The following is a 24974-nucleotide window of genomic DNA, read 5'->3' as shown; positions in this document are numbered from 1 at the left end:
CGTCACCGGTCACCTGTCCTCATACAGGCTTTATTTTTCCAGTTTTACCAGAGATTCAATAAGTGCGCATAAAATCTTCGGCCAGGATCTTTTTCAGGTAAAAGATCAGCTCTTCCGCATCGGTTTTCGCAAAAACCACAGGGGGTTTGATCTTCAGTACATTATTGTCCGGGCCGTCGGTACTCATCAGGATGCCATGATCTTTCATCCGGTTGATCACATAGTCTGCCTGTGCGGCCAGGGGCTGCATTTTACGGTCTACAAATTCAATACCCAAAAAGAGGCCTTCTCCCCTTACATCCCCGATGATCGGGTGGTCTCCGGCCAGTTGCTGCAATTCCGTTTTTAAAAAATCCCCCACTATCAAGGCATTTTGCTGTAAGTGCTCTTCCCTGACCACGCGTAAGACGGCAGTTCCTATGGCACAGGACACGGGGTTTCCGCCAAAGGTGTTGAAATATTCCATACCGTTGGCAAATTTTTCCGCGACCTCCTGTGTACAGGCCACGGCAGCCAGGGGATGCCCGTTGCCCAGTGGTTTTCCTATGGTTACAATATCCGGCACTACGTCATACAGTTGAAATCCCCAAAATGCCTTTCCCACACGTCCGCAGCCTACCTGCACTTCGTCGGAAATACACAGGCCACCGGCTTCCCTGACATCGGCATAGGCCTGTTTCAGGAAGCCTTCGGGCAGAACGATCTGTCCGCCGCAACTGATAATGGGTTCCACGATAAAACCGCCTGTTTTTCTCCCTTTATCACTGATCTCGCGGATCAGTTTTTTAACTTCCCCGGCGTAGGCGGTCCCGGCGCCTTCTCCCCGGTATTTTCCCCGGAAACTGTCCGGCAGCGGGAACACATGCGTATGTTCGGGAGCGCCCTTCCCTCCTTTTCCGTCAAACTTATAAGAGCTGATATCGATACACATATTGCTATTACCGTGATAGCCCGACTCAGAGACTATAATGTCCCTGCTCCCCGTAACGGATTTTATCATCCTTATGGCGAGTTCGTTAGCCTCACTCCCGGAATTTACAAAGTGTAATACGCTCAGTTCAGGCGGCAGGGTTTTCAGCAGTTCCCCGGCCAGGGCATTGATCCCCTCGTGCAGATAGCGTGAGTTGGTATTAATAAGTGCCATTTGTTCCCGGCCTGCCTTTACGACCTCCGGATGTTCATGGCCCACATGTGCCACATTATTCACGGTATCGAGATATTTTTTCCCGTACTGGTCCATCAGGTACTGCCCGGCACCCCTTACCATCTTCACAGGGGTTTTATACTGAAGGCTCAGGCTTTTCCCCAGGTGTTTCTTTCTGTATGCTATAATTTCCCCATCGGGGATCTCCGCCTTATAGTTTAACGGTTCTGATTTAAACAACAGATTGGGATCGGGACACAGGCTTTTCCATACGGATACTTCACTGTGGTAAGTTACCCCGGGAAAATCGTCTTTATACCCGAGCGTGGAAAGCAGTACCTGGAAATGCAGATGAGGCACCCAGTCCCCGTTTTCTCCAAAATCGCCCAGCAGGCCGATACGATCACCGGGGCTTAACCGGTCTCCTTTCCTTTTATTCCGGACACTTTCTTCAGACAGGTGTCCGTAGAGCGTATAAAATTCAAGGTCCCCTGCCCCGTGTTTCAGAATAATGAGGCCTCCGTATCCTTTTTCTCCCGTGTCCATCACGGAGGTAAACACTTCGCCTTCCATAAAACAGTGAACAGGGGTCCGGGAAGGCAGCCAGATATCTATGCCCAAATGGATTGTCCGGCTTTCACGACCGTGGTTCCCGGTCCTTTCATACATGGAGCTCGTATAGAACGGTCGGGGCTCCAGGTATCCGCCGGCAATAAGGCTCTCCGGGTGTTCCTGCTGCAGCTTGTCGAGCCTGAACCTGAAAAAGGCAGGGTCGTTAAAGTCCTGTTCGTGCCCCAGCCACCTGCTCGATACGCTCAGATCAACAGGGCAAACAGAGCTCGCGGGGACGGAAGGGAACAAATGCTGTAATGAAAAAGTTTGCTCTTCAGCCCATTCCTTAAAATCGATCTCGCGGGGATGCGCTGTAAATCCGCAGGCTTCCCTGAAGCTGAAATGCGCGAATTCCGCATCCGTTCGATACCATTTTTTAAGCAACTCCCAGGCCGGTTTTTCACTGATCCTCAGATATGGGTTGTCCGGTTCCTTTATTTTATTAATTGCCGATTTCGTCACCGATATCACCAACCGCATGCCTATGGCCATATACAGGTATTTCAGTTCTTCGGCCTGCAGGGGAAAACTTTTATGATAACCTTTTACTACGGGCAATGCCGCTGACAGCGGGTTATTGTGATGCATTACGGCATATGCACAGGTAATAGCCAGGTCGTTGATGGTCCGGGTATATACCGCATCGCCATAATCTATACATCCTACAACTCCGGGATTTCGCAGATCGTCCGAAACGATGATGTTGTTATCATTGGCATCGTTATGAACAACCGATCTCCGCAATCGGCCATAGCCTTGCCGCGAGGCTCTGAATTGCTGCTGAAAGAAAGAGACGACCTCTTTTTCCTCACCATTAAAACGGTCGAGGTATGTTTCGGTCCAGCCGGCCTGTGCCACGTCCCATTCCAGGGTCCGGTGTGCTGCGGGATGGTCAAAATCCCGGAGTTTTGCAGTTATTTTCCCGCATGTCTCTCCCAGGCTGAAACGAAGCTGGTCCGACTGCGGGTTTACAGTGCTCCACACCCTGCCGGGCACCCAGGTCAGCAATCTTACCTTCCGGGCTTCACCATGGTCATCCACAATTTCTGCAATGGAGTTTCCGTCAATGTCGTCAAGTACTTCGGGAACCGCGATCTCCTCGTCACTTCCCGAAACATGCCGCAATATCTGCTGTTGAAAATCCAGGTAATCCATATCCCGGCCCGGACGGGAAATTTTTAAAATATACACCTTGCCATCATTCGTATCCAACCTGAAGTTAAATTCGGTTTCCCCCGGCAGGGCCGTAGCTGTTCCATGAACCCCATAAAGCGTTGAGGCTATGCTTCCGGCCTTCCCGGGATCGATCTGTAATGTTTTATAGTTCATCTTTTATAAATTCTTTCCCCGGAGGGTTATTTTTCTTCTGTCAGCATCATGATAATATGCGCGGCGCTCCAGCTAAAGTTTTTGGCATACAATCCTTTTCCGGTCAGGGGGTGATAATTTTCCCTTATGGGCACCCCTCTTTCCAAAAGTCCTTCGGCCCCTTTGATAAGCTGCGTAGTAGCCTTGTCTGCTTCCTTGTCATAGCCGTGGTTTCTCAGTCCCCTGATCCCGAAATAGGACTGGTCCAGCCAATTCGGCCCGCGCCAATAACCGTCCATCGGTGCAAATTCGGGATGGTCTTTGGACATGGTTTGAAAAGGTACTTTGGTATAGAATTTAGCGGGGTCCATCATTTTCAGCATCACAGCTTCCGCCTGTACTTCAGAGGCCACTCCTGCCCAAAGGGGTATCCATCCTTCACTTCCCGCACCTTTTACAAACGTCTTTCCGTCGAGGGAGGTATCGTAAAACCATCCGTCCTCTTCGGAATAGAACTGTTCGCGGATACGCTGCTTCAGCTCCTGCGCCTCCTTTTTAAACATTTCCCGGTCTGCCTCCTTGTTCAGCATAGCCGCTAACTCTGCGAGATACTGTTTTTCCGCATACAGATAAGCGTTCAGGTCTACGCTTTCCTGGTCTAATGAATAGGCCCCGTCTTCATTTTTCAATATTTCAGAATGGTCAAAACGAATGGCATTGTCCATACCGCTCTCCCATTTGGCCGCGATCAGCGTACCGTCTGTCGAGCCGTATTCGCAGAGGCCATCCTGGTCGTGGTCGCGTTTTTTGTACCACCAATAGTGATACTTTTTTAATTTGGGGTACATTTCTTTTGCAAAGGCGGTGTCCGGGGTTGCTGCGATCACTTTGGCCACGGCCCAGCCTGCCAGGGGAGGCTTGGTATCTCTTTCGTTATGGGCTTCGATGGTAGTATCGCGGTATATACAGTCTACGATAAAACCGTCTTCGCGTTGAAAGTCGAACATGGCCCTGATCTGGTCTTTGGCCAGGCGGGGATCGTAGGCAGCCAGCCCTACGGCATGTTTCCAGGAATCCCAGGACCAGAACCCGTGGAACCATTCGTAGTGATAACTCGGAAAGAGCCCCTCGTGTTTTAATTCTCCGGCAGGGATACGCCAGTTGTTTTGCAGGGTAAGCACTGCTTTGGCCAGTACCTGCCTGTATGGGTCTTCCCGGAATCCGGGCCTGATCCGGGACATCAATGCAGATAATTGGGTTTCTTTTTCGCTTTTTCGCTTCTCCAGGATCTTTTCAAAATCTGCCTCTTTTATTTTTTGTCGTTCATCCTTCCAGGAATATTCAGGAAAAATAAATGTCTGGGCAAGCACCACAGCTTTAGTCTCCCCGGGAGCCAGGGTCATATCCGGAGCAGACATCTCATAACGCAGGGTATCCGGACGATCGACCGTAGCACGGTCCTGCAACAGCCTCACATACCCGATAGCAGGGGATTTTTCTGAAGTCAGTTTTATAAACCCGTCTGCCCCGGAGATCTTTATTCCCGTATCAAACAGGCTTCCGGCAAAGGAGGCCCTCACATTTATTTTATGCTTTGAGACATTGACAATTTTCGTCCGCTGCAATGCGGTATGGCCGGACATGAACACCAGTTCCTGGGATACGCGGACCGTGTCGTTCTCAAAAACCTGTTCCAGGTGGCTGTGATAAGCGTTACGGTGATCGAGGTCTTTTTCCCAACGGACCAGGGGCGTATTATTCTCCGGATTTGTGAGCTGTACCCGGGCCAGGGATTTCGCCAGCCATTCGCCGTTGTCCTGTGTCATTAAAAAAGGGCCGGTAAAACCTCCGTAAGTGGCAGGAGTATCGGTAAACCCGTAAGCGAACCAGGCTCCCTGGTCGGAATACATGAGCATATCCCTGTCCTTTTTCGATCGGGGTTCGCCTGTATAATTTATACTGTTTTTGGTGAGTTCCAGATTGGTGTGCAACCTGCGGTCTTTATCCGGTTTATCCTGTTGCGGCCGGTTACAGGCCAGAAACAGGGACAGCATGCAGGCTGTTCCGTAAAATATATGCTTGTTCATTTTTCCATTACAATTTTTCCCATGTGAATATTAACTCAACGGAAGAAAAACCTGAAAGGAAATAAGTATCGTGAAGTAACTACAAAAATGCGCTTTGCATTTTCCGGACCCCGCTAAATTACAAAAAAATCAGAAACTGTCTAAATTTTGTTTTTGGAATATTTTATAGTGTATTTTTTCGTCAGGCGAAGGTATTTTGAGAGGCATAGTCATGGTTGCTGAGCTTGTCGAAGTATAGCTATGGACCGAAAAATAGCTGAAGCATGGCAGGACCGAACGTTAAGAAAACAGCCGACAGCTGTTTTTAGTGAAGGGGCCAGCTGGCGTGTGGGCAGCATAAAAGAACCAAAGGCGATGCCCTGAGCTTGCCTAAGGATAAAACTTAGACAGTTTCTCAATTTATTAACTTTAATTTAAAGATTCCTCAAAAAAAAATACATTTGCAATTAATGAACTCTTTTTTAACTGAAGCGAGTTCAATGCTCCAACTTTACCGGAATGCGACAAATAAGCATTTTTAGCATAGCACATTGAATCAAAAATTAATTTTAAGGGAAATACGCAAACAAAACCGAAAGGTTTTTAGCAGCTTGTTCCGGGAACTTTATGAAGACCTCGTAAACTATGCCCGCGGTTACTTGTTTGACCGGGATACGAGTGAGGACCTGGTACAGGAGGTGTTTCTCCATATCTGGGAAAAGGCAGACCGTATAGAGATCAGGACATCCCTGAGGTCCTACCTGTTTTCTATGGTCAGGAACCGGGCCATTAACCATTTAAAATCCCTTAAGATCGAGGATTCCCTGAACCTGCTGGAACTCAACAGCAGTCTTGCCGCCGAAGCAGAGACCGAAACACCGTCTGAAGACGACAGGCAATTTATCTATGGCAGGATCAGGCAAAAACTGGAAGCGCTCCCCCAGAAAATGCAGGAGATCGTAAAATTGCGCTTTATCGGTAATTACAAATATTCCGAGATCGCCGAAGAGCTCGGCATCTCCGTCAATACGGTAAAAACACAACTAAAACGGGCGCGGTTGAAAATTATGGAAAGTTTTGTTATCGCGATCATGGTATTTCTGCATTACTTCCTCAAATAAACAGGCATTCTAAAAAGTTCATGACTTTGCGATTTTTTCGTCCTTTTCCATAGTATAGGCCTTATTTTACCCCTGAGATACACAAAGAAGGCACAAAGATGCACAGAGCGGTGTATAAAAATTTAAGGTGTAACCCGATCTTGTATCCGTGGCTCTCTTATAAAAGATTGATCGGTTTTCCCCATTAATTTTTTTCATTTTCTCATTTTTTTGTCACCCTTTTTTCCGGATATATTGTCTTAGTCATAAAAGACCATACAGCTGTGCAATGATAGATATTGAAATCATCCTGAAAAAAATAAACAATAACCTGACCCCGGAGGAAGCGGTCATTTTTAATACCTGGTACGAGGAATCCGAAGAACACCGGACCTATTTTGAATATGTTGCCGAAAACTACGGGAGGCAGGAGGAAAAAATAGACTGGGAACCGGCCTATGAAAAATGGAGCAAAAATTTACCGGAGGTTAAGAATCAACGTTTGCCTTACTGGAAATTTGCAGCCGCTGCCGCCGTTATAGCTGTTTCTCTCCTTGTTTTTTACAACAATGACGAAACCACCCCGGACACCCCTGAAGTGACAGAGAGTGCCTCCATAGAGGCCGGAAGCCACAAAGCGGTGCTAACCCTCGAAGACGGCTCTGCTATTGACCTGGAAGAAGGAAAAGACTATAAGAACAGCTCGGCACACAGTAACGGCCAGTCGCTCGTGTATAATCATAACCCGGACACTACGGACCAACCCCGGCACAACACCCTGACCATTCCCCGGGGAGGGGAATTTGAGCTCACCCTGGCCGACGGTACCAGGGTATGGTTAAACTCCGAATCGCAATTAAAATATCCCGTGTCTTTTTCGGGAAGCAAGCCCCGTACGGTAGAGCTTATCTACGGTGAGGCTTATTTCGAAGTATCACCGAGCACACAACACAACGGCACTTCCTTTAAGGTAAATACATCAGGCCAGGAGGTAGAGGTCCTGGGAACAGAGTTCAATATCCGGGCATACCGGGAAGAAAAGGAGATTGCCACCACACTCGTTGAAGGCAGTATTGTCCTCGGCGTTGATCATATACGCAGGGAACTCACCCCCGGGGATCAATCGGTTTACAACAAAAAAGACCATAGCGTAAACATATCCCCTGTAAATGTCCGGGACGAAATATCGTGGAAAGAAGGGCTGTTCAGTTTCAAAAACAAACCTTTGAAGGAGATCGTAAAAGTCCTGTCGCGATGGTATGATGTGGACATCAGGATCGAAAACCCCGAAGCGGGGAATATCAAATTCAACGGAGTATTCAACAAAAAACAGGATTTAGAGAACATCCTATTGATCATAGAAAACACTGACGAAGCAAAATTTGAAACTATTGGAAAAACAATTATCATGAAGTAACAAAAAGGGGATGGAGTTTAGACCTGGACAATTTAAACCTCCATCCCCGGCCAGATTAATTAAACATAACATTTAACTAACATCCAAATTTATGAAAACTAAATTTAATGGGTTCTGCATACCTATTGCAGAAAACATTCCGAAGATCCTTATGAAAATTTTTATCTTTCTGTGTTGCTTTACGGCTTTCGCATTCGGCCCCCGGGAGGGCTTTTCCCAAAATGCAAAGATCGAAATCAAATCGGACGTCAAACTCACCGTTGAGGAAGTTTTTGAACTTATCAAACAACAAACGGACTACAATTTCATCTACCGGTCCGACTGGTTCAGGAACGCTCCGAAGATCCCTTTGAAAAAAGGTGTTATCAGGGCCGAAGAGCTTCTTAAAAAAAGTTTGTCCCACGGGAATTTTAATTATTCCTTTACCCCGAACGGGGCCATACTCCTGGAAAAAATACCGGTTCCCGCTCCCAAAGAAGAAAAACCGCAGGAACTCCTGGTCAGCGGAACGGTCTCCGATACGGAAGGAGTTCCCCTGCCCGGTGCCACCGTTTTTATCAAAGGAGACGAATCTGTGGGGACACAGACGGATTTTGACGGAAATTATACGTTGGAGGTCCCCGGTCCTGAGACGGTACTGGTGTATCGCTATCTCGGGTTCACTCCGCAGGAAGTACAGGTAGGCTCCAACACCACCATCGATGTTCAGTTGAAAGAAGATGCCCAGAACCTCGAAGAGATCGTTGTTGTCGGTTATGGCACACAGAAAAGAAGCGATGTCACGGGGGCCATAAGTACGGTAAAAAGCGAGGACCTCACCCAGGTGGTCACTACCAATCCTACCGATGCACTTCAGGGAAGAGTATCGGGGGTTACCGTAACCACTTCCGGTGGTCCGGGCTCCGTAGCAGACGTCATGATCCGGGGTATCGGCAGTTTCGGTAACAACCAGCCGTTGTACATCGTTGATGGTGTCCAGGCCGACCCTTACTTCATAGACCCCAACAATATCGCTTCCATGGAAGTATTAAAAGATGCTGCTTCCGGGGCCATTTACGGTACAAAGGCGGCCAACGGGGTTATTATCATTACCACCAAAAAAGGAAAGTCAGGGAAACCCGTAGTGGAGATCAACTCATCCCTGAGCATCAAGAACCCCCGGAAAAAAATGAGATTGCTCGATGCCGAAGGCTATGTCAATGTACATCGCCAAATGTATGAAAACAGGGGTGCTTCACTGCCATCGTACGTACAAACCCCGCCGAATGTCGATACCGACTGGATAGACGCCACTCACAGGCAGGGGCTCATGCAACAACTCAATGCCAGGGTAAGCGGGGCCACCGAAACCATTAATTACAGCGTGGGCGGAAACTACGCCAACGAAAAAGGGCTCCTCATCGGCTCGGAATTCAGCAAAAAAGGGATCAACGCCAGTCTCGGCATTACAAAAGACAGGTTAAAGATCAATACAAATCTCAATTACAGCGAAACCCGTAATGAAGAATATAAGTTCTCCCTTCGCGAAACCTACCAGATATCGCCCCTGATCCCTATCTACGACGACAGCAAGGAATCCGGTTTTGGATACAGGGACGGCGATATTCCCAATCACAGGAATCCCGTAGGTGTAGACCACTTTCTCGAAGGGTATTCCAAATCCAAATATTTCCTGGGCAGTGTAGATGTTTCCTATGAGATCATCGACGGGCTGACAGCAAAAGCCAACCTGTCGCTGTCCAACCTTAACGGTTATACCTTTAATTTTAACCGGCCCTTTAAGGTAGGGGCCGTACAGGAAGAAGCCGATATATACCCCGCCATTTCCGAATACCACTCCGAAGAACGGAGGATCAACCAGCAATATACCCTGCATTATGAGTTCGACCTGGGCGAGAACAACTTCCAGCTCCTCGCCGGCTACCAAAGGATATCCGAACCTTTCAAAGAGACCCTTGCGGAGGCCGCAGGCTATAAATTTGACGATGACGGGGAAACCAAGATCCCTGCAACCATCCTGGACCCTGATTTTAAGACCCTCAATACTTTTAAGGACGGTACTTACAGTGCTTCGGGCACCAATGCCAAATACGCACTGGTCTCCCAATTCGGGCGTATGAACTATGCCTATAAGAGCCGCTATCTTGTGCAGGCGAGTATACGGAGGGACGGTAGCTCCAAATTCGGAAAAAATAATCGATACGGGTATTTTCCTTCCTTTGCGCTGGGGTGGAAAATTACGGAAGAGGCCTTTATGAAGAACCAGGATATCTTTAACTTTCTGAAGCTCCGGTATAGCTGGGGACAGGCCGGTAACGATTCTGCACTGGGGTATTACGATTATGTCGCTTTGATCGAACAGGGAAAAAGCCAGGACGACGGCGGGTATGTTTTCGGTGATCCGCAGACTTCCTACCAGGGAAGTATTGCCCGCGACCTGCAAAATGACGATCTGCAATGGGAGACCAATACTTCCTCTAACTTCGGACTGGATTTCGCCAGCCTGGGCAACAAGATACAGGGAGCTGTCAACTATTACCAGAGCCGTACCTCCGACCTTTTGATCACCAGTGTCATAGAACCCTCGGGCGGAGTCAATGACCCTGTGAACAATGTGGGCGAATTCAAAAACAGCGGGCTTGAGTTTGAAATAGGTTACAACAACAGGGACCACGACTTCAAATACAGTGCCTTCGGTACATTTACCACGATAAAAAGCGAAGTGACCAAGCTGAGCAGCAATGACCAGGTCATCTATGGTGCTGGCCTGAAGTACGGATCCGACCACTTTGTCAACCAGACCAGGGTGGGTTATGAACCGGGTGCCTTTTTCCTGCCTGCGGCCGATGGCATATTCCAGAACCAGGCGGAGATCGACGCCCATAATCTGGATGGCGTACCGATCCAGCCTCTTGCCCAACCCGGAGATATGCGCTTTATAGATCAGAACAATGACGGGGTAATAGACGACAAAGATGCGGTCTACCAGGGCACTGCCATTCCGAAATATGAATACAGCTTAAACCTCGCTGCCGAATACCGGAATTTCGACTTTAACATCTTCTTCCGGGGTGTGGGCGGAAACAAAATATACGACGGTAACGGCTTTGAGACCCTGGGTATGGACGGCGGACGCAATTTCAGGGTAGAGACCCTGAACGCGTGGACCCCTTCCAATACCAATACAGATATTCCCAGGGCTGTGCTGGAAGATCCCAACAAAAACACCAGGGCTTCTACCCGATTCCTTCACAATGGCGACTACCTGAGGATCAAGACCATTCAGCTGGGATATTCCATTCCATCGGATGTTCTGGACAAAATGGCCATGAGCAAACTGCGTATTTACGTGACCGGGCAAAACCTGTTCACCTTTACCGGCTATGACGGCCTCGACCCGGAAGTTGCCGGGGAGATCCTTTCCAGGGGTATTGACCGATCGCTCTATCCGAAAAGCAAATCGTTTATTTTAGGAGTTCAACTACAATTTTAAAGACCGTTACAATGAAAACACTATATAAATCCCTTTCCATTTTATTGGTGATCATATTCGCCACCTCGTGTAATGATGAAGATTTTCTCGAAGAAAAGTCACCGGACAAGCTGACCTCCGAATCGTATTGGCGGGATGTCAATGACGCCGAATCCGGGCTGGTAGCCGCCTATTCGGAGCTCGAGTCCAGGAGCGAGTTCTGGGACGGCTGGCAGGAAGGCCGCCCGGTAGTGGAATATTTCAGGTCCGACTATGCCCTTCCCGGGCCGGATGCTTCCAATTATGCCCACTGGATGTCCATGTTCAATTTTACATACGACAATGCCCATACTTTTATCAATATACTGTGGTCCACCAATTACAAAGGCCTTAATTATGCGAACCAGGTGCTCACCAAAATAGAGGAAATAGCTCCCGATAAAATTTCTGATGCCGATAAAAAAAGGATCATAGGAGAAGCTACCTTTTTGAGAGGCTATTATCACTTTAAATTGCTTACGCTCTATAAACAGATCGTATTGAGGGAAGAAATGATCACCTATGAGACCCTGGACCGCCCCCTGGCCGAACGGCCGGAAGTATGGGAATCCATCCTCACCGATTTTCAGCATGCGGCAGAAGCATTGCCCGCAGAAATATCGCCCGAAAACTACGGAAGGGCCACCAGGGGGGCTGCCCTGGCCTACCTGGGAAAAGCCTATCTGCACAAAGCGGGGGACCCGACCTCTGCTTCCGGAAATGAGTTTGAAAATGCTGCGGCTGCTTTTAAACAAATTGTCGATGCAGGCACCTATACGCTGGAACCCGATTATCAAAGCCTTTTTAACGGACATAATGAAAACAGCAGCGAATCTGTCTTCGAACTCCAGTTTAAAGCCGGGGATGCCAATTCCTGGAACGCCACTATACTGCACGCCTTTATTGCCGACTGGTCCTTTGGCGGCTGGGGAGGTATCGAGGCCACCATGGGGCTGGTGGAAGAAATGAAAAAGGAAGGCCCCGTAGCAAACGACGGACGGTATGACAACAGGCTCTACAACACCCTCTATTTCAGGGACCCGTTCTACAATGACCCCAACACCAGCGAAATGCGGGGAAGCACCTGGGATACACTTATGCTGACCCAGTACAAGGACCTCCATGAAAACCATGCCTATTTCAGGAAATGGCTGCCCGATTATGACGAAGACAACGGCTATATAGGACTCAATGTAGTGCTTATGAGATATGCCGACGTCTTGTTGATGTATGCCGAAACACTGAACGAAACAGGGAATACGGCAGAGGCTGTAAACCTCATTAACCAGGTAAGGGACATTCACGGAAACATGCCTCCCGTTACGGCCAGCTCCAAAGAAGAGGTTAAAGAACACATCATTCACGAACGTACGATGGAGTTCACATTAGAATCCACCCGCTTTTTTGACCTTCGCCGGTGGGGCATGCTCGACAGCGCCATGAGCAAGGCCGGAAGAACCAATTTCAGAAGCGAACAACACGCTTACCTACCTGTACCCCAGACGGAAATACAGGCCAATCCGGAAATAGACTGATAAAGTTTATAAGTCCGCATTTTCAACAATAAAAAAACACCTGATAATCTCAGGTGTTTTTTTATTTTCACATTTGGCCCTGATCAAGGCTAACACGGCTTCTCCTACTTCGGCAGGCTCAGCACAGGCCTTCATCTGAAGAGGGGAGCTTTTTGAGGTTTGTTAAAATATAGAGGTACTCAAACAACCAAAATTTAACGCATCAATCGTATTGTCCTGTTATAACTATACTACTTTTCTTTTTTATACTTCTCCGCAGTTTCTTCAAGTAATTGGTCCAGATCAGTTTTGCTGTATACCTTGTTCTTTTTGATCAGGGTATGGATATCCCTGGTCGCTTTAATGTCTTCTACGGGATTAGTGTTCAGCAACAGTATATCTGCGACCTTTCCTTCCGCTATGCTTCCGTAATAATCTGACAGGTCAAAGAACTCAGGCCCGTTGACTACGGATGTTTGCAGGGCTTCAAGCGGGGTGAGTCCGCCGTCTACGTATATTTCGAGTTCTTCATGCAGTGCAAAACCGGGGTAGATATAGGAGTTGAGGAACCCGGCATCCGTACCTGCAACGATGTTCATTCCGGATTTTTGTATGATCGGGATCAGGGAGAGCAGTTTTTCAAATCTTTTGTGCCTGGCCTCGATATCTTCTTTTGATGCCTTGCTGGCCCGGTCTATTCTCCATTCGTAGGTTTTTATAAGGCCGGGGCCAATATAGCTGAGTTCCGGGTCGGAAAGATGGTCGTCCTGGTCCAGGTATGAGATAATTTTACTGCCGATGAGGGTTGGCAGCACCACCGTTCCGTTGGCATCCAGTTTTTTGTATTTCTCTACCGCCGCTTCAACGTCGAATGATTCCGACAGTAAGGACTGTGCGGCCCCGTAATCGAGCGTGCCCTCCTTCACCTTTGATACGATCTCCTCTTCCTTTGCCGATGCGGCCTTAAGCATATACCCCATGTGTTCCACGGAGCTCAATCCGGCATCCGAAACCTCTTTAATGGTCAGTGCAAAAGGGATGTGCCCGGAAGTTCTGTATCCTCTTTTCGTAGCCTCCTTTACGCTTTTCATAAACAGCTCGGGGCTAAGGGCATTGTCGGTTATTTTTACAAAATCGACCTGCAGTTTATCGAGGGAATCCAGGGCCTTCTCCAGCTCTTCTTCATTTTCGATCTCCAGATCACCGGGCCAGATGGAATTTTTTCCTTCCAGCTTCGGCCCTGCTGTAAATATAGAAGGCCCTGCCAGGGTCCCCTCTTCTACCTGTTTTTTCCATTTTAACACCGCCGGGCTTATATCGGCAGCACAATCCCTTATCGTCGTTACCCCGTTTGCGATGTATAGTGGCAACAGGTTCTTGTTTTCGGCGACCAGGGTATCCCCTCCACCGAAATGCATATGCATGTCCCAAAGCCCGGGGATCACATATTTTCCGCCGGCATTTACCGTTTGGGCGGCCTTCCACTTCCCGGCAGTTTCCGAGGAGGCGATCTTTTTAATGGTATCGCCTGTAATTCCGATGCTTTGCCCTTCGGTGACCTCTCCGGTTCGGGTATTAATGATACTGGCGTCTTTAATGACAATATCGAATTGCGGCCGGACCTCTTTTTCGCATGCTATACACAATAAGCCTGCAACAATCCATAAGCTGATTTTTTTCATCTTCAATATATTTGTTATCTATTACTTTGCCCCGGCTTTCTTTAAAATAGCTGCGATCTCCTTAAATCCTTTTTGTTCGGCATGCATCAAAGGGGTAACGCCGTCGTTATCGGGAATATTAACATTGCACCCCGCATCTACCAGTAATTGTACGATCTCTACATGCCTGGGGCCGCCATTACTTAAAACAATGGCTTCCATCAGGGCTGTCCACCCGAGCTTATTGACATGATCGATGGGGAAATCATCCAGTTTCAGTAATTCTTTGACCGTGCTTACATGCCCGCGTTCACAGGCCGGTATCAGGGCTGTACCACCATACCTGTTTACGACCTTATAATCGACCTTTCCGCTGTTCAGGCACAGCTTCAGTATTTCCAGGTACCCATTGGCCCCTGCATAAAGGAACGGACTGGTTAAAATATGGTCCCGGGCATTTACATCGGCACCTGCTTTGATGAGCACCCCGGCAGCTTCTACATTGTTTTCGTAGGTTGCCAACATTAAAGCCGTTCTTTTTTTAGCGTCTTTAGCCTCCAGGTCCACTCCTTTTTTAAGAAGTTTTTGAATGGCCGCTACATCATTCTTTTTTGCAGCCCGCCACAATTCTTTTTCCGCAGGGTCATCCGGCTGGGCACAAGCACCCGAAACGCTGGCGAACAGGCATATCAGGATATTGAACACTTTTTTTTGTCTACTTCGCGGTCTCATTAGTTTTTTCTTATTTTTTAACAAAAATAATGACATAACACCCGCTAACAGTTGCACATATCATGGGTTTTATTGCACTTTTTATGAATTTCAGGATATTATTCCGTGATCTCACAATTTTACAGGTGGTCGTGCTGCCGTGAAGAAATTGCGCTTCAAAAGAGTATTAGCTCTTCCTCAGCAAAGGCTGTGTACTGCAACGAAAGGCCCCGCCAAAGCTCCGGGTGATCCGGAAGTCCACATATTCAACATGTACACCGTGGTTTGCTATCCTGTCACCGATATGGCGAAATGCAGGGTCGGTGACATAGACTTCCGGGCTCAGGGGCAGGCCATTGGTGGCCAGCTGTGTGGTTTCGTCATAGGTAACCGGGATCTTGGTCCAGCGGTTTAGTTTTTCCGGAATTCCATCTGCAAAGGCTTCTTCACATACTATCATTAAACCTTCCCGGACAAGCCCCATAGCACAATCCAGGTGAAGGATGTCTGGCTTGAGCCTTACGATCTCCAGCGTATAACCCAGGGGCTTAATGAGTTTTTCCAGCCATCGGGCTCCGAGTTCATTGGAGGCCAGGCCGGATATCCCCACAAAAACATGCTTGTCCAATACAAGTACATCCCCGCCTTCTATAAACGGCCCTTTTCCATGGGCAGGATCATCTTTCTCTGCAACTTCCGGGGCAGGAGCGGCCACATAAGTACAATCTGAGGGATAGACATATTGCAACATGATATCCCGTAACGGAAGGACCTCCCGGCGACGGTGCCGTAAGCGAAGTGCCCCTTCCACAACAAAATTCCCCACAGTGAAAAAGGGATCGCGGGTAAAGAAATTGGCATAACCATCATCGCCGGCAATTAACTTTTCGGCCTGCTTCAATTTCCTCGGGCGTAAAATTTCCACTCCATGCCCGGCCAGCAATTGTTCAAAATCCTTTCTTTCTCCTTCCCAGGCCCGTTGAATTTCGGGGAAGGCAGCGGCATAGTCTGCTCCCCGATTCTTTAATACCTCGTCCCGTGCTTCCGGGGTTAAAAATCTCAGGTCCTCTATACGGGGTTCCCGCGGTATCCCAAATTCAGACTCGGCCAGGACCACTTTGCGCAAGGGTGCAAACTCACTTTCGACAAAAATCATTTTTATATAAATATTATTACATTTTCCTGGCATGTACCCGAAACATGCCGGGGGTCATTCCTTCGCTTTTTTTAAAGAAGCGCGAAAAATAAGCGACATCCGAAAATCCCAGGCCATAGGCGATCTCCTTGACAGAAAGCGGGGTCACTGCCAATAAACGCCGTGCTTCCAGGATAATGCGATTTCTTATTTGTTCGCCGGCAGTTTGTTTTAATTGTTTTTTACAAATGGTATTCAGGTAATTCGCGGTTATGTGAAGATGATCGGCATAAAACTGAACGGAACAATGCTCCTTAAAATACTTTTCGATCAGGCTCTTAAATTCCAGGACGATCCTGCCTTGCGGATGAACACATCTTTCTTCGGCATATTTTTTTTGTAAACGCTCTACTAATAACAGCACGATCCTGAGCCGGTCTGCAAGGATCATGTCCGATAGGGCATCCCTGGTTATCAGCTCTTCTTCAATACGGATAAGTTCTCCGGCCAGTTCATTGGTTTCTGCCTCCGAAAGTTCAAGCATCGGGTTTTCGGCAAAAATATGCTGATGTATGTGAAGCCGCTGAAGTTTTTCCGCAAATGATCCGGAAAATACAAACTGGAACCCCTCCGTATTTTTATTGAGCTTCCATTTGTGTACCTGCCCGGGCGCCAGAAAAAACAGGGTATTATCCCTGACCTCGTAATCGGTGAAATCTATGGTGTGCACCCCGCCTCCCTTCAGGACGAGAAAGATCAGGAAAAAATCGTGTTTATGAGGGGTGTCAATAACTTCCTTTCCGTTTACATTATGACGTAAAAGCGACATATGGTCCAGGTGATCTTCATACAGATCATTAATACCTATAATGGGAAAAATATCCTTTTCGTTCATCACTTTTCCGGGGGATCGTTATTTAGTTATCTGGGTATAAGATAAAAATACTTTCTTAAAGAGATCGGCAGGTATGGTGTATTGATCATATTATTTCGTAATTAAAACAATTTCAATTGCTGTTTATGCCCATCGCTTATTTTATTTGTTCTCCGGACCATTCAACGGTGCGTTTTGAAAAAATAATCACAAGCAGCACGAGCGTCAGGCCAATGCCCAGCATGGAAACACCGTGCCATCCGGCCAGTTCATAAGATACGGCCCCGATACTCGTGCCGATGGCCCCGCCGATAAAGAAACTGACCATATAGATGGTATTGATACGGTTCCTGGCCTCGGGATATTTTGAAAATATAATATTCTGGTTTGTAATGTGAAGTGCCTGCATACCGAGGTCAATTAATATAACTCCCAGTATAAGCCCCAGGATGGAGTGTTCGGATTCCCACAAGATCCCCCAGGACAGTAGCAACAGTATCCCGGAAGTTATTAAGATCGGCCTTCTGCCTATCCTGTCATTCCATTTACCTACCAAAGAGGCGGCTACTGCCCCGACAATACCGACAAGTCCGAATGCACCGGTAACTCCGCTGCCGTATCCGAAAGAATCTTTCATCAAAAAGACCAATGTGGTCCAGAACGCACTCAATCCGGCAAATGCCAGGGCCCCACGTAATGCTGCCAGGCGGATAGTGGCATCCTCTTTTACATATCCTGCAATAGACCGCATCAAGGCTTTGTAAGTCCCCTTATACGCCGGGTCTATCCTGGGCAGTTTCCATCTCAGTATCCAATAGAGCACCATCATTGCAATGGCAGCAATGACATACACCCGGCGCCACCCGAACTGCTCCCCTATCAGGCCGCTGAGGGTCCTGCTTCCCAGAATACCGATAAGCAGGCCGCTCATAACGATACCGATGGCACGCCCGCGATTTTCTGCATGGGCCAGATGAGCAGCCATAGGTACGAATAACTGCGGAATGGAAGAAGTGAAACCCACCAGGAAACTACTGATGATCAATGTGCTCAGAGAAGGAGAAAATGCCGTTATAAAAAGGGCTATGATCATCACCAGGAAATCGATATCCAGTATTTTCTTGTTCGAGACCTTATCGCCCAAAGGTATGATGAACAGCAACCCCAGGGCATATCCCAATTGTGTGGACAGGGCTACATGGCTTACTTCGGCTTCACTGACGTGAAAACTACGGGCTATCTGATCGAGCAAAGGCTGGTTGTAATATAAATTAGCTACGACCAGGCCTGCTGAAAAACTCATTAAATACAGCGTGGCATTATTGATCTTTGACGACATTCCTGCTTATTGTTTATTATAGCTATTACTGTTCAAAAAAGTGTGTTTTCCTGAACTCCGTTACAGCTATTTGATTTTAGCAGGCAAAGAAAGGCCTAAATCCGGTCAAAAACATTGACCTGGAGCAATATTTTCAGAAACCGCCGTAATTCCGTACTTCGATTTTCTTAAGGACTTTTTTGTAGCAGACGGGACAGGGTTATAAGATTGATGGAGATTGATGGAGATTGATGGAGATTGATGGAGATTGATGGAGATTGATGGAGATTGATGGAGATTGATGGAGATTGATGGAGATTGATGGAGATTGATGGAGATTGATAATACAAATTTCGATAAATTTCTACAAATCTCCATAAATTACAATAAATGACACACATCAATTACCGAATACCGGATAATTCTTAAACATTTCAATTTCAATCTCATTCAAGCTGTCATATCTTTGATTTCAACCTGCTGAGGGTGGAAGGAGACATGCCGAGATAGGATGCTGCCAGCTTGTTGGAGACGCGAAGTAGAAAATCGGGTTGCATTTTGAGCAGGAGCTGTACTTTTTCCAGGGCACTGTATCCCTGGAAACTATATATCCGCTTCTGGTTGCTGATAAAACTAAATTCCAGGATCTCCCTGTAAATCCGGTCAAATTCGTTGTATTCCGATACCAGGCCGTAAAAGTCCTTTCTGGAAATGACGAGCAATTCCGATCTTTCAATGGCCTGGAGGTATTCGTGTGCGGGCTGCTGGTCTATAAAACTCGGCAGTGTGGTGCAGAATGTCCTTTCAAAAGCAAAAAAACGGGAAAGTTCAACGCCTTCGCTGTTGATGGTAAATATACGTACCGCCCCTTTATTGATAAAGTAAAAATACCGGCATACTTCCCCGAAATCAATAATGATCTCGTTCTTTCGTACCTTTTTCCATTGAAAGCGATCGAGTATACAGGACAGATCCGATTCGGGCAATTCCGACCTTTCCGAAAGGTATGCTTTTAAAATGCTGTACATGGACGGGGAATGTTAGAAAAATAAAGATATAAAATAGTTTCAGGACATTGCTTTGTACTTTTTCCATGTGCCGCGCCTTATTTTACCACAAAGCGATGCCCTGAGTAAAGTCGAAGGGGCTCACAAAGCAGGCACAAGGTAACACAGGGATTCTCATATAAAAGCTCAATAATTTTATAGCGTTTGTTACCTTAGGTTTTAATGAGGTAGGCACATCTGCGGGCCCCGGCAAGAATATGGTCTACACGCTTCACGACGGCTTCGTCGCCCAGGACGGTCTGGAAGGTTCTCAGTTCGGTGCTGCAGAAGTTTTGGCAGGCCTTGGCAGCTTCACAAATAGGACAGTGATTTTCCAGGAGCAGATAACCTTCGTCCGTTTTTTCGTAATGGGCCATGTATCCCTCCTCTTCCCGTATACGGGCCAGTATCCTTATTTTTTCTTCCAGGTCCTTAGCCTCCTGCATTTGCCCGCTGTATTTCTTTATATTATCCTCTCCGGCCGAGGCAATCACCTTGTCCAGGGCATTTTCCCCAAGGCTCTCCCGGATGGTTTGTATCAGTTTTACGGTAAGGTGCCCGTGCATATCCGGAAACCTGGAATGCCCTTTCTCCGTCAACGACCATATTTGTTGCGGCCGGCCCCTTCCCCTGGATATGCTTTCGGACTTTACAAGGCCTTCTCCCGAGAGTTTCATCAACTGAAAACGCGCCCCTTCTGTAGTGATCCCCAATTCCACCGCAATTTCCTTAAGGCTCTTTGGCCCCTGGTTCTTTAGTATCCAAATGGCCTTTTCATTTTCGGAGACATCTTTTTTCATAATAAACAAAGTATTTATTTGGTTTAATAAACAAATATATTATATTTGTACTGGAAATAACGTTCAATTCTTCAAAATAACAAAATTATGTCATACCAATTACCGGAACTGCCATACGGATATGATGCGCTGTTCCCATATATCGACGGAGAGACCATGCAAATCCATCACTCCAAACATCATGCCGGTTATGTTAACAAGTTAAATGCCGCCCTGAAAGATGCGGGAATTAACCCGAACAGCATAGAAGGCCTATTGGAGAACGCATCGTCCCTTCCCCCGGCTATCAGAAACAATGCCGGCGGGCATTACAACCACTCCCTTTTCTGGGAGGTCCTTTCTCCCGGGGGCGGTAAAAGGCCTTCCGGCGAGCTGGCCGGGGCCATTGACAAACAGTTTGGCTCTTTCGATGCCTTTAAGGATGCTTTTCGCAATGCAGCCGCTTCCCGCTTTGGTTCGGGCTGGGCATGGCTTATATTCGACAGGGACGGGGAACTAAAAGTCACTTCCACGCCAAACCAGGACAACCCTTTGATGGATATTGCCGAAGAAAGAGGCACCCCCCTCCTGGGCCTTGACGTTTGGGAGCATGCCTATTACCTGAAATATCAAAACAAACGCCCGGAATATATCGAAGCGTTCTGGAACATTGTCAACTGGAAAGAAGTGGAAAAAAGATACCTGGAGCTTCTCTAATGCCCTCCATTGTGCCGGGGCCCGGCATTTCCCCCGCCGGGCTCCGGCTTTCCACCGGTTAATATGTAACAGCTATTGCTTCATGGTATTCCACGGCAAACCTTATACCTTAAATTTCCTTTCCTTATGGAACACTATCAAAGCATATTCACTCACCTCAACCAATCCCTCCGAAGCGGAAACACCGACGGGTTCAAAGCACTGGTGAACTCCATATCCCGTGAAGTCCTCTTTATCGACCTTAGCTCCAGCAGTCTTATATGCGGGGGCCAGGCATATCCCTACCTGGAGCTGCACCGTTTTTTAAAACCGCTCTCCATCCGGTACGTCATCGTTGTCCAGGCGCATACTCCCTTCCCGGAAACATCATTGCTGCCACCTTCATGGTTAAGATTATCGGGCTGGGGCCATAGCTTATGGCAGGCCTATGCCGAACTTTACGCCTTAAACGAGATTTCTCCAGGCCGTACCAGCCTTCCTTTAGAATTGAAGGTCATGAGCAAAACCTTGCAGTTGTGCCGGCTCGAAGATCTGCGAAAAGCCTTCCGGGAAAGGAACATTGTTAATATATTTGGCTGGGTTTACAACCAGGAACAAAAGGAGGTTACGGACCTTAATACCGACCTGTTGCTTACGCTGGACGAGATATCGCTATACAACAACCCGGAATATATGCTCTCCTGACCCGATGGGGAGCCTCCATTACACCAAAGAAGGAAATCGATCACTCCGGTACAAGGTGTAGTTAAAATTTATAGCAATAAATACTGAAGAAATAATGTTTTACAGGATATCAAAAGGACCAAAGAGATAATATCACCGTCCGAACTGTACGGCCAGAAAAGTAAGTATCAACACCAGGGCCAGGATAAATACCGGCCTGTATTTCCTGACCGGAGTTCTCCCGTATCGTACGGCCAGGTTTATTTCCCTGTACTTTTCTTTGTGCATATTATATTTATTGTATACCCCTTTACAATGGTGGCAAGTAAGGTAAAATTCTTTTTTAAGCGGAAAAACCGGGATCCAGAACACGTAAAATCTCTTTGTAATACTTTGTACTCCTGTCTCGTTATCCATGCCGCAATTCGGGCATTTTACTTCTCTTGTCTTTTTCTTCTTTAATGTCGAAGACCCCGTTCCAAAAAACTTCATGTATGAAAATTTTAATTCAAAACCTCGTTATATCACCAGTTCCTGGTTTATAGCGATCATAAAACATTGTAAGGTTGATTTTGAAAAAAAGGGGTAGTTTCGGGATAGTCCAACAAAAAATGCTATCTGCATTTGCGTAATAGAAATGATTCAATGTAATAAGACTTTTTATACTTTTCTGACCCACACCAATAAGTGGTCATGTCGTTTATACCCCCGAAAGATACTAAATAAAAAAGAAATGTTAAAATAAAAAATAATATTATTGTTTCTGTTAAAATGCCAAAAGGGTTATTTTGAGCGTATAAACCTGCCCGTTTTCAAGTCGCTTTTGGCCACTTAAAAAGCCTGCTCCCCCATGATATATTTTTCTTTGTGGTTCTTTGTGAATGCTCCGAGCAACTTTGTGTAATAGAGCTGTTTCACAGAGACACACAGAGGCCTCACAGAGGTTCACAAAGATTTAATCATGGGTTTAGTCAATATAAGTATCCGGGCAATAAGGTTAGCTGAGATCGCCCCACTTCTCCTCTACTTCCCTGAGCTGGGACAGGTCGTTGATATTTTGAAAGCACCAGGGCTTTTCTTCCGCTACGGGGGGTAGCAGGACATGTTTGTTTTCCAGGATAAAATCGGTCATTTTAAGCCTTCCGGAGGCTATGTATTCTTCCAGTTTTTGCTTCAGGGAACGGGGATACAGGGCAAACAGGGGGTTGACCTGTCCCAGCAGCACAGGAGCGACGATCTTGTCATGGCCTGTATCACTGAGCAATCTCTCAACCATTTCCACAGGGATCAAGGGCATATCACAACCGGCCAGCAACACCATATCGGCAGTCGTATGTTCAAAAGCCGTAAACAAACCGCCCATCGGCCCTTTTCCGGGGACCATATCGGGATAGACCTTCAGGCCAAAAACTTCATAGGCATTATTATTGGCCACGATCCGGACCGGTAGTTCTGCTTTTTGCAGTGTTGCCAGGATATAGGATATCATGGGCTTTCCCCTGAGGAGCGCCAGCCCCTTATCGGTTCCCATCCGGGTACTTTTCCCCCCGGCGAGGACAAAGGCTTCTATGGTGTTGTTCTCTTTCAAAAATTTACGGGTTTGTGCGGTATTCTTACCTGTTCCTTTTTCAGGCGAAAGGCTGCGGTGAGCCCTTCGACACTCCGACAAGTAATATACTGAGTCTACCGAAGTGCTTAGTACAGGCGGGTTTAGGATAAACTAAAGTCGGGGTACTTTTTTTGGGGTGAATCGGCCGGGGTTTCAGAATTATTTTCAAACGTTAGGGGTTTATCAGTGGCTCGGGCTTTCTAACCCTCCGATCCCGATCAGAGATCGGGACCACCTCCCTTTGTCAAAAGGGAGGAGCCTTTTTTGGGTTTAAAAAAACATTAATTACCAGAGGTAAAAAAGGGTCTTCCACCAAAGTAGACTTTTTGTTCTAAATATGCAACGGGTTACTCCTTTTTGTTCGTCTCCTTTTGGTTATTTCCTTTTTTCTGTGACTTTTTCAACGGGTCGGGCAGGTAGCGTAATAGCCAGAAAGAAGCCAGGGCCAGCAGAAAAGAACCTATAAAGGTGGTCAGGGCAAAATAAATATTGTCCTGCAATGCGTTGTTGAGTGCACCGAACAAAAACCAGATCTGAATGCCTACAAAAAGGATAAGCAGCACTATAATGGCGGTCATCAGTGTATTGGTCTTGTTGGGATGTGCTTCGTTCTGCGATCTTCTGAAATTGCTCATGGCCTATACGGTTTGCTCCTGTTGTTCTTCTCTTACATATACTTTTCCGTCCCTTACCACCACTTCCAGCCTGGGAAGGGGCCTGGGCGGGGGGCCCTGTAACACTTCGCCCGTATCTGCACTGAAAAATCCATGGTGACAGGGGCATTCTATTTTCCCCAGGTCTTCCCGGTATCTCACGGCACATGTGAGGTGTGTACATTTTTGTTCAAAAGCCCGCCATTCGTTTTCTTCCAGGTGAATAAGGATATAGGGAATGATTTTGCTCCCTTCAATTTCGAACTGGAACATCTTACCGACAGCCACTTCGTCCGCGTTGCAGACAAAATGTTCACCCTCCAGCGGTTTTGCGGGGAAAGCCAACGCCTTAATAACGATTACACCGTTACCCAATGCAAGCGTCCCCGAAAGCAGGCCGAGAAATTTTGCAAACTCCCTCCGGCCTACATGGGTAGCCTGTTCTTCCTCTATCGGAAAATCGCTTTTCCAGGAGGGTATTTTTTCGGGGCGGTGATGAAGCTCTTTTTCAGCCATGATGTACAGGTTTATTCTACGATCAACTGATGGGTTCCTTTGGGCATCATTATGCTCACTTTGGTATTGACCTCCTGCTTCCCGAATTTAAAGGAATTTACAGGAACGCTGTCCGGCCGCATCCGTTCGATCTCTTCTCTTGTCCCGTAAAACAGGGCCTGGCTCGGGCAGACCGTGGCACACATGGGTTTCTTTCCGGCACTGGTCCGGTCGTAGCACATATTGCATTTCATCATCAACTCGGCTTCTTCCATTTTTTTGGGTACGCCGAAAGGGCAGGCCAGAACGCAATTGGAACACCCGATACACCGGGAGGTGTTGGCAGAATGGACCACTCCAAAATCATCCTTGTGGATGGCATCGGCCGGGCATACATTGGCACAGGCAGGGTCTTCGCAGTGCATACACACCTGTACGGTGGTTTGCACGCTTTCCGCACGGTTTACGTAATTGACGTGTATCATGCTTTCCTGTCCGTTGGTTTCACACTCTGCACAGGCCATTTCACAGGCATGGCAACCTATACAGCGTTGCATGTCTACGAAAAAGGCCATTTCCTGGTTGTAATCGGTGGCTGGCATCTTATTTATTTTTCAGGGTTGAACTTCAATTCTGTTCCT

At 47.2% G+C, this 24974-nt stretch carries 20 protein-coding genes; 6 read left to right on the top strand and 14 right to left on the bottom strand.

The features are described 5' to 3' along the window. Positions 1 to 55: 55 nt before the first annotated feature. Together KN811_RS02630 and KN811_RS02625 are read right to left on the bottom strand one after the other, a co-directional pair. Positions 56 to 3085, bottom strand: coding sequence for an aminotransferase class III-fold pyridoxal phosphate-dependent enzyme (locus KN811_RS02630; RefSeq protein WP_187965402.1), 3030 nt, complete (start codon positions 3083 to 3085; stop codon positions 56 to 58). 26 nt (positions 3086 to 3111) lie between these two features. Beyond that, complete coding sequence (locus KN811_RS02625) at positions 3112 to 5151, bottom strand: MGH1-like glycoside hydrolase domain-containing protein (RefSeq protein ID WP_187965403.1); 2040 nt, start codon at positions 5149 to 5151, stop codon at positions 3112 to 3114. Positions 5152 to 5681: 530 nt separating this feature from the next. Between KN811_RS02625 and KN811_RS02620 the strand changes: the two genes are divergently transcribed. The 4 genes from KN811_RS02620 (at position 5682) to KN811_RS02605 (ending at position 12693) form a co-directional block, all read left to right on the top strand. Further along, positions 5682 to 6251, top strand: coding sequence for an RNA polymerase sigma-70 factor (locus KN811_RS02620; RefSeq protein WP_187965404.1), 570 nt, complete (start codon positions 5682 to 5684; stop codon positions 6249 to 6251). 268 nt (positions 6252 to 6519) lie between these two features. Continuing rightward, positions 6520 to 7647 (top strand): FecR family protein, encoded by a 1128-nt coding sequence (locus KN811_RS02615; RefSeq protein ID WP_187965405.1) that lies wholly within the window; start codon positions 6520 to 6522, stop codon positions 7645 to 7647. 91 nt (positions 7648 to 7738) lie between these two features. Continuing rightward, positions 7739 to 11140, top strand: a complete 3402-nt coding sequence (locus KN811_RS02610; RefSeq protein ID WP_187965406.1) for a SusC/RagA family TonB-linked outer membrane protein — start codon at positions 7739 to 7741, stop codon at positions 11138 to 11140. Between the two features lie 11 nt (positions 11141 to 11151). Continuing rightward, positions 11152 to 12693 carry a RagB/SusD family nutrient uptake outer membrane protein gene (locus KN811_RS02605; RefSeq protein ID WP_187965407.1) on the top strand — a complete coding sequence of 514 codons (1542 nt, stop codon included), beginning with the start codon at positions 11152 to 11154 and terminating at the stop codon, positions 12691 to 12693. A gap of 230 nt (positions 12694 to 12923) precedes the next feature. Here the strand turns inward: KN811_RS02605 and KN811_RS02600 are convergent, their stop codons facing one another. From KN811_RS02600 to KN811_RS02570, 7 genes are all read right to left on the bottom strand, one after another. Then, on the bottom strand, positions 12924 to 14354 hold the full coding sequence (locus KN811_RS02600; protein WP_187965408.1) for an amidohydrolase family protein: 1431 nt from the start codon (positions 14352 to 14354) through the stop codon (positions 12924 to 12926). 21 nt (positions 14355 to 14375) lie between these two features. Next, positions 14376 to 15065, bottom strand: coding sequence for an ankyrin repeat domain-containing protein (locus tag KN811_RS02595; RefSeq protein WP_187965409.1), 690 nt, complete (start codon positions 15063 to 15065; stop codon positions 14376 to 14378). Between the two features lie 166 nt (positions 15066 to 15231). Continuing rightward, positions 15232 to 16200, bottom strand: coding sequence for a dimethylarginine dimethylaminohydrolase family protein (locus KN811_RS02590; RefSeq protein WP_187965410.1), 969 nt, complete (start codon positions 16198 to 16200; stop codon positions 15232 to 15234). 16 nt (positions 16201 to 16216) lie between these two features. After that, positions 16217 to 17074, bottom strand: a complete 858-nt coding sequence (locus KN811_RS02585; protein WP_247716402.1) for a helix-turn-helix domain-containing protein — start codon at positions 17072 to 17074, stop codon at positions 16217 to 16219. A gap of 136 nt (positions 17075 to 17210) precedes the next feature. Next, complete coding sequence (locus tag KN811_RS02580; RefSeq protein ID WP_187965412.1) at positions 17211 to 18392, bottom strand: MFS transporter; 1182 nt, start codon at positions 18390 to 18392, stop codon at positions 17211 to 17213. Positions 18393 to 18829: 437 nt separating this feature from the next. Continuing rightward, a complete protein-coding gene (locus KN811_RS02575) occupies positions 18830 to 19399 on the bottom strand; it encodes a Crp/Fnr family transcriptional regulator (protein ID WP_187965413.1) in 570 nt (189 codons plus the stop codon). 191 nt (positions 19400 to 19590) lie between these two features. After that, complete coding sequence (locus tag KN811_RS02570) at positions 19591 to 20217, bottom strand: helix-turn-helix transcriptional regulator (RefSeq protein WP_187965414.1); 627 nt, start codon at positions 20215 to 20217, stop codon at positions 19591 to 19593. An 87-nt stretch (positions 20218 to 20304) separates the two neighbouring features. Here KN811_RS02570 and KN811_RS02565 point away from each other — a divergent pair, with 87 nt between their 5' ends. Both KN811_RS02565 and KN811_RS02560 read left to right on the top strand, forming a co-directional pair. Further along, positions 20305 to 20913 (top strand): superoxide dismutase, encoded by a 609-nt coding sequence (locus KN811_RS02565; RefSeq protein ID WP_216334655.1) that lies wholly within the window; start codon positions 20305 to 20307, stop codon positions 20911 to 20913. Between the two features lie 126 nt (positions 20914 to 21039). Further along, positions 21040 to 21597 carry a hypothetical protein gene (locus tag KN811_RS02560; protein WP_187966830.1) on the top strand — a complete coding sequence of 186 codons (558 nt, stop codon included), beginning with the start codon at positions 21040 to 21042 and terminating at the stop codon, positions 21595 to 21597. A 132-nt stretch (positions 21598 to 21729) separates the two neighbouring features. Here KN811_RS02560 and KN811_RS02555 read toward each other — a convergent pair whose 3' ends face one another. The 5 genes from KN811_RS02555 to KN811_RS02535 form a co-directional block, all read right to left on the bottom strand. Then, positions 21730 to 22068, bottom strand: a complete 339-nt coding sequence (locus KN811_RS02555) for a zinc-ribbon domain-containing protein (protein WP_187966831.1) — start codon at positions 22066 to 22068, stop codon at positions 21730 to 21732. A gap of 505 nt (positions 22069 to 22573) precedes the next feature. Further along, positions 22574 to 23164, bottom strand: coding sequence for a molybdenum cofactor guanylyltransferase (gene mobA, locus KN811_RS02550; RefSeq protein WP_187966832.1), 591 nt, complete (start codon positions 23162 to 23164; stop codon positions 22574 to 22576). A 368-nt stretch (positions 23165 to 23532) separates the two neighbouring features. Further along, positions 23533 to 23820 carry a hypothetical protein gene (locus tag KN811_RS02545; protein WP_187966833.1) on the bottom strand — a complete coding sequence of 96 codons (288 nt, stop codon included), beginning with the start codon at positions 23818 to 23820 and terminating at the stop codon, positions 23533 to 23535. A 3-nt stretch (positions 23821 to 23823) separates the two neighbouring features. Then, positions 23824 to 24354, bottom strand: a complete 531-nt coding sequence (locus tag KN811_RS02540) for a Rieske (2Fe-2S) protein (protein WP_187966834.1) — start codon at positions 24352 to 24354, stop codon at positions 23824 to 23826. An 11-nt stretch (positions 24355 to 24365) separates the two neighbouring features. After that, on the bottom strand, positions 24366 to 24935 hold the full coding sequence (locus KN811_RS02535; RefSeq protein WP_187966835.1) for a 4Fe-4S dicluster domain-containing protein: 570 nt from the start codon (positions 24933 to 24935) through the stop codon (positions 24366 to 24368). Between the last annotated feature and the right edge of the window lie 39 nt (positions 24936 to 24974).

The organism is Sinomicrobium weinanense, from assembly GCF_018863395.1.
Taxonomy (GTDB): Bacteria; Bacteroidota; Bacteroidia; order Flavobacteriales; family Flavobacteriaceae; genus Sinomicrobium; species Sinomicrobium weinanense.
This window is presented reverse-complemented; position numbering and strand designations above follow the sequence as displayed.

What these genes read in the sequence shown, in the direction of transcription:
- KN811_RS02595 (WP_187965409.1), bottom strand. Translation starts at nt 15,065, where the DNA reads ATGAGACCGCGAAGTAGACAAAAAAAAGTGTTCAATATCCTGATATGC.
- KN811_RS02590 (WP_187965410.1), bottom strand. Translation starts at nt 16,200, where the DNA reads ATGATTTTTGTCGAAAGTGAGTTTGCACCCTTGCGCAAAGTGGTCCTG.
- KN811_RS02560 (WP_187966830.1), top strand. Translation starts at nt 21,040, where the DNA reads ATGGAACACTATCAAAGCATATTCACTCACCTCAACCAATCCCTCCGA.
- KN811_RS02610 (WP_187965406.1), top strand. Translation starts at nt 7,739, where the DNA reads ATGAAAACTAAATTTAATGGGTTCTGCATACCTATTGCAGAAAACATT.
- KN811_RS02585 (WP_247716402.1), bottom strand. Translation starts at nt 17,074, where the DNA reads ATGAACGAAAAGGATATTTTTCCCATTATAGGTATTAATGATCTGTAT.
- KN811_RS02625 (WP_187965403.1), bottom strand. Translation starts at nt 5,151, where the DNA reads ATGAACAAGCATATATTTTACGGAACAGCCTGCATGCTGTCCCTGTTT.
- KN811_RS02630 (WP_187965402.1), bottom strand. Translation starts at nt 3,085, where the DNA reads ATGAACTATAAAACATTACAGATCGATCCCGGGAAGGCCGGAAGCATA.
- KN811_RS02580 (WP_187965412.1), bottom strand. Translation starts at nt 18,392, where the DNA reads ATGTCGTCAAAGATCAATAATGCCACGCTGTATTTAATGAGTTTTTCA.
- KN811_RS02555 (WP_187966831.1), bottom strand. Translation starts at nt 22,068, where the DNA reads ATGAAGTTTTTTGGAACGGGGTCTTCGACATTAAAGAAGAAAAAGACA.
- KN811_RS02565 (WP_216334655.1), top strand. Translation starts at nt 20,305, where the DNA reads ATGTCATACCAATTACCGGAACTGCCATACGGATATGATGCGCTGTTC.
- KN811_RS02570 (WP_187965414.1), bottom strand. Translation starts at nt 20,217, where the DNA reads ATGAAAAAAGATGTCTCCGAAAATGAAAAGGCCATTTGGATACTAAAG.
- KN811_RS02575 (WP_187965413.1), bottom strand. Translation starts at nt 19,399, where the DNA reads ATGTACAGCATTTTAAAAGCATACCTTTCGGAAAGGTCGGAATTGCCC.
- KN811_RS02540 (WP_187966834.1), bottom strand. Translation starts at nt 24,354, where the DNA reads ATGGCTGAAAAAGAGCTTCATCACCGCCCCGAAAAAATACCCTCCTGG.
- KN811_RS02605 (WP_187965407.1), top strand. Translation starts at nt 11,152, where the DNA reads ATGAAAACACTATATAAATCCCTTTCCATTTTATTGGTGATCATATTC.
- KN811_RS02600 (WP_187965408.1), bottom strand. Translation starts at nt 14,354, where the DNA reads ATGAAAAAAATCAGCTTATGGATTGTTGCAGGCTTATTGTGTATAGCA.
- KN811_RS02545 (WP_187966833.1), bottom strand. Translation starts at nt 23,820, where the DNA reads ATGAGCAATTTCAGAAGATCGCAGAACGAAGCACATCCCAACAAGACC.
- KN811_RS02535 (WP_187966835.1), bottom strand. Translation starts at nt 24,935, where the DNA reads ATGCCAGCCACCGATTACAACCAGGAAATGGCCTTTTTCGTAGACATG.
- KN811_RS02615 (WP_187965405.1), top strand. Translation starts at nt 6,520, where the DNA reads ATGATAGATATTGAAATCATCCTGAAAAAAATAAACAATAACCTGACC.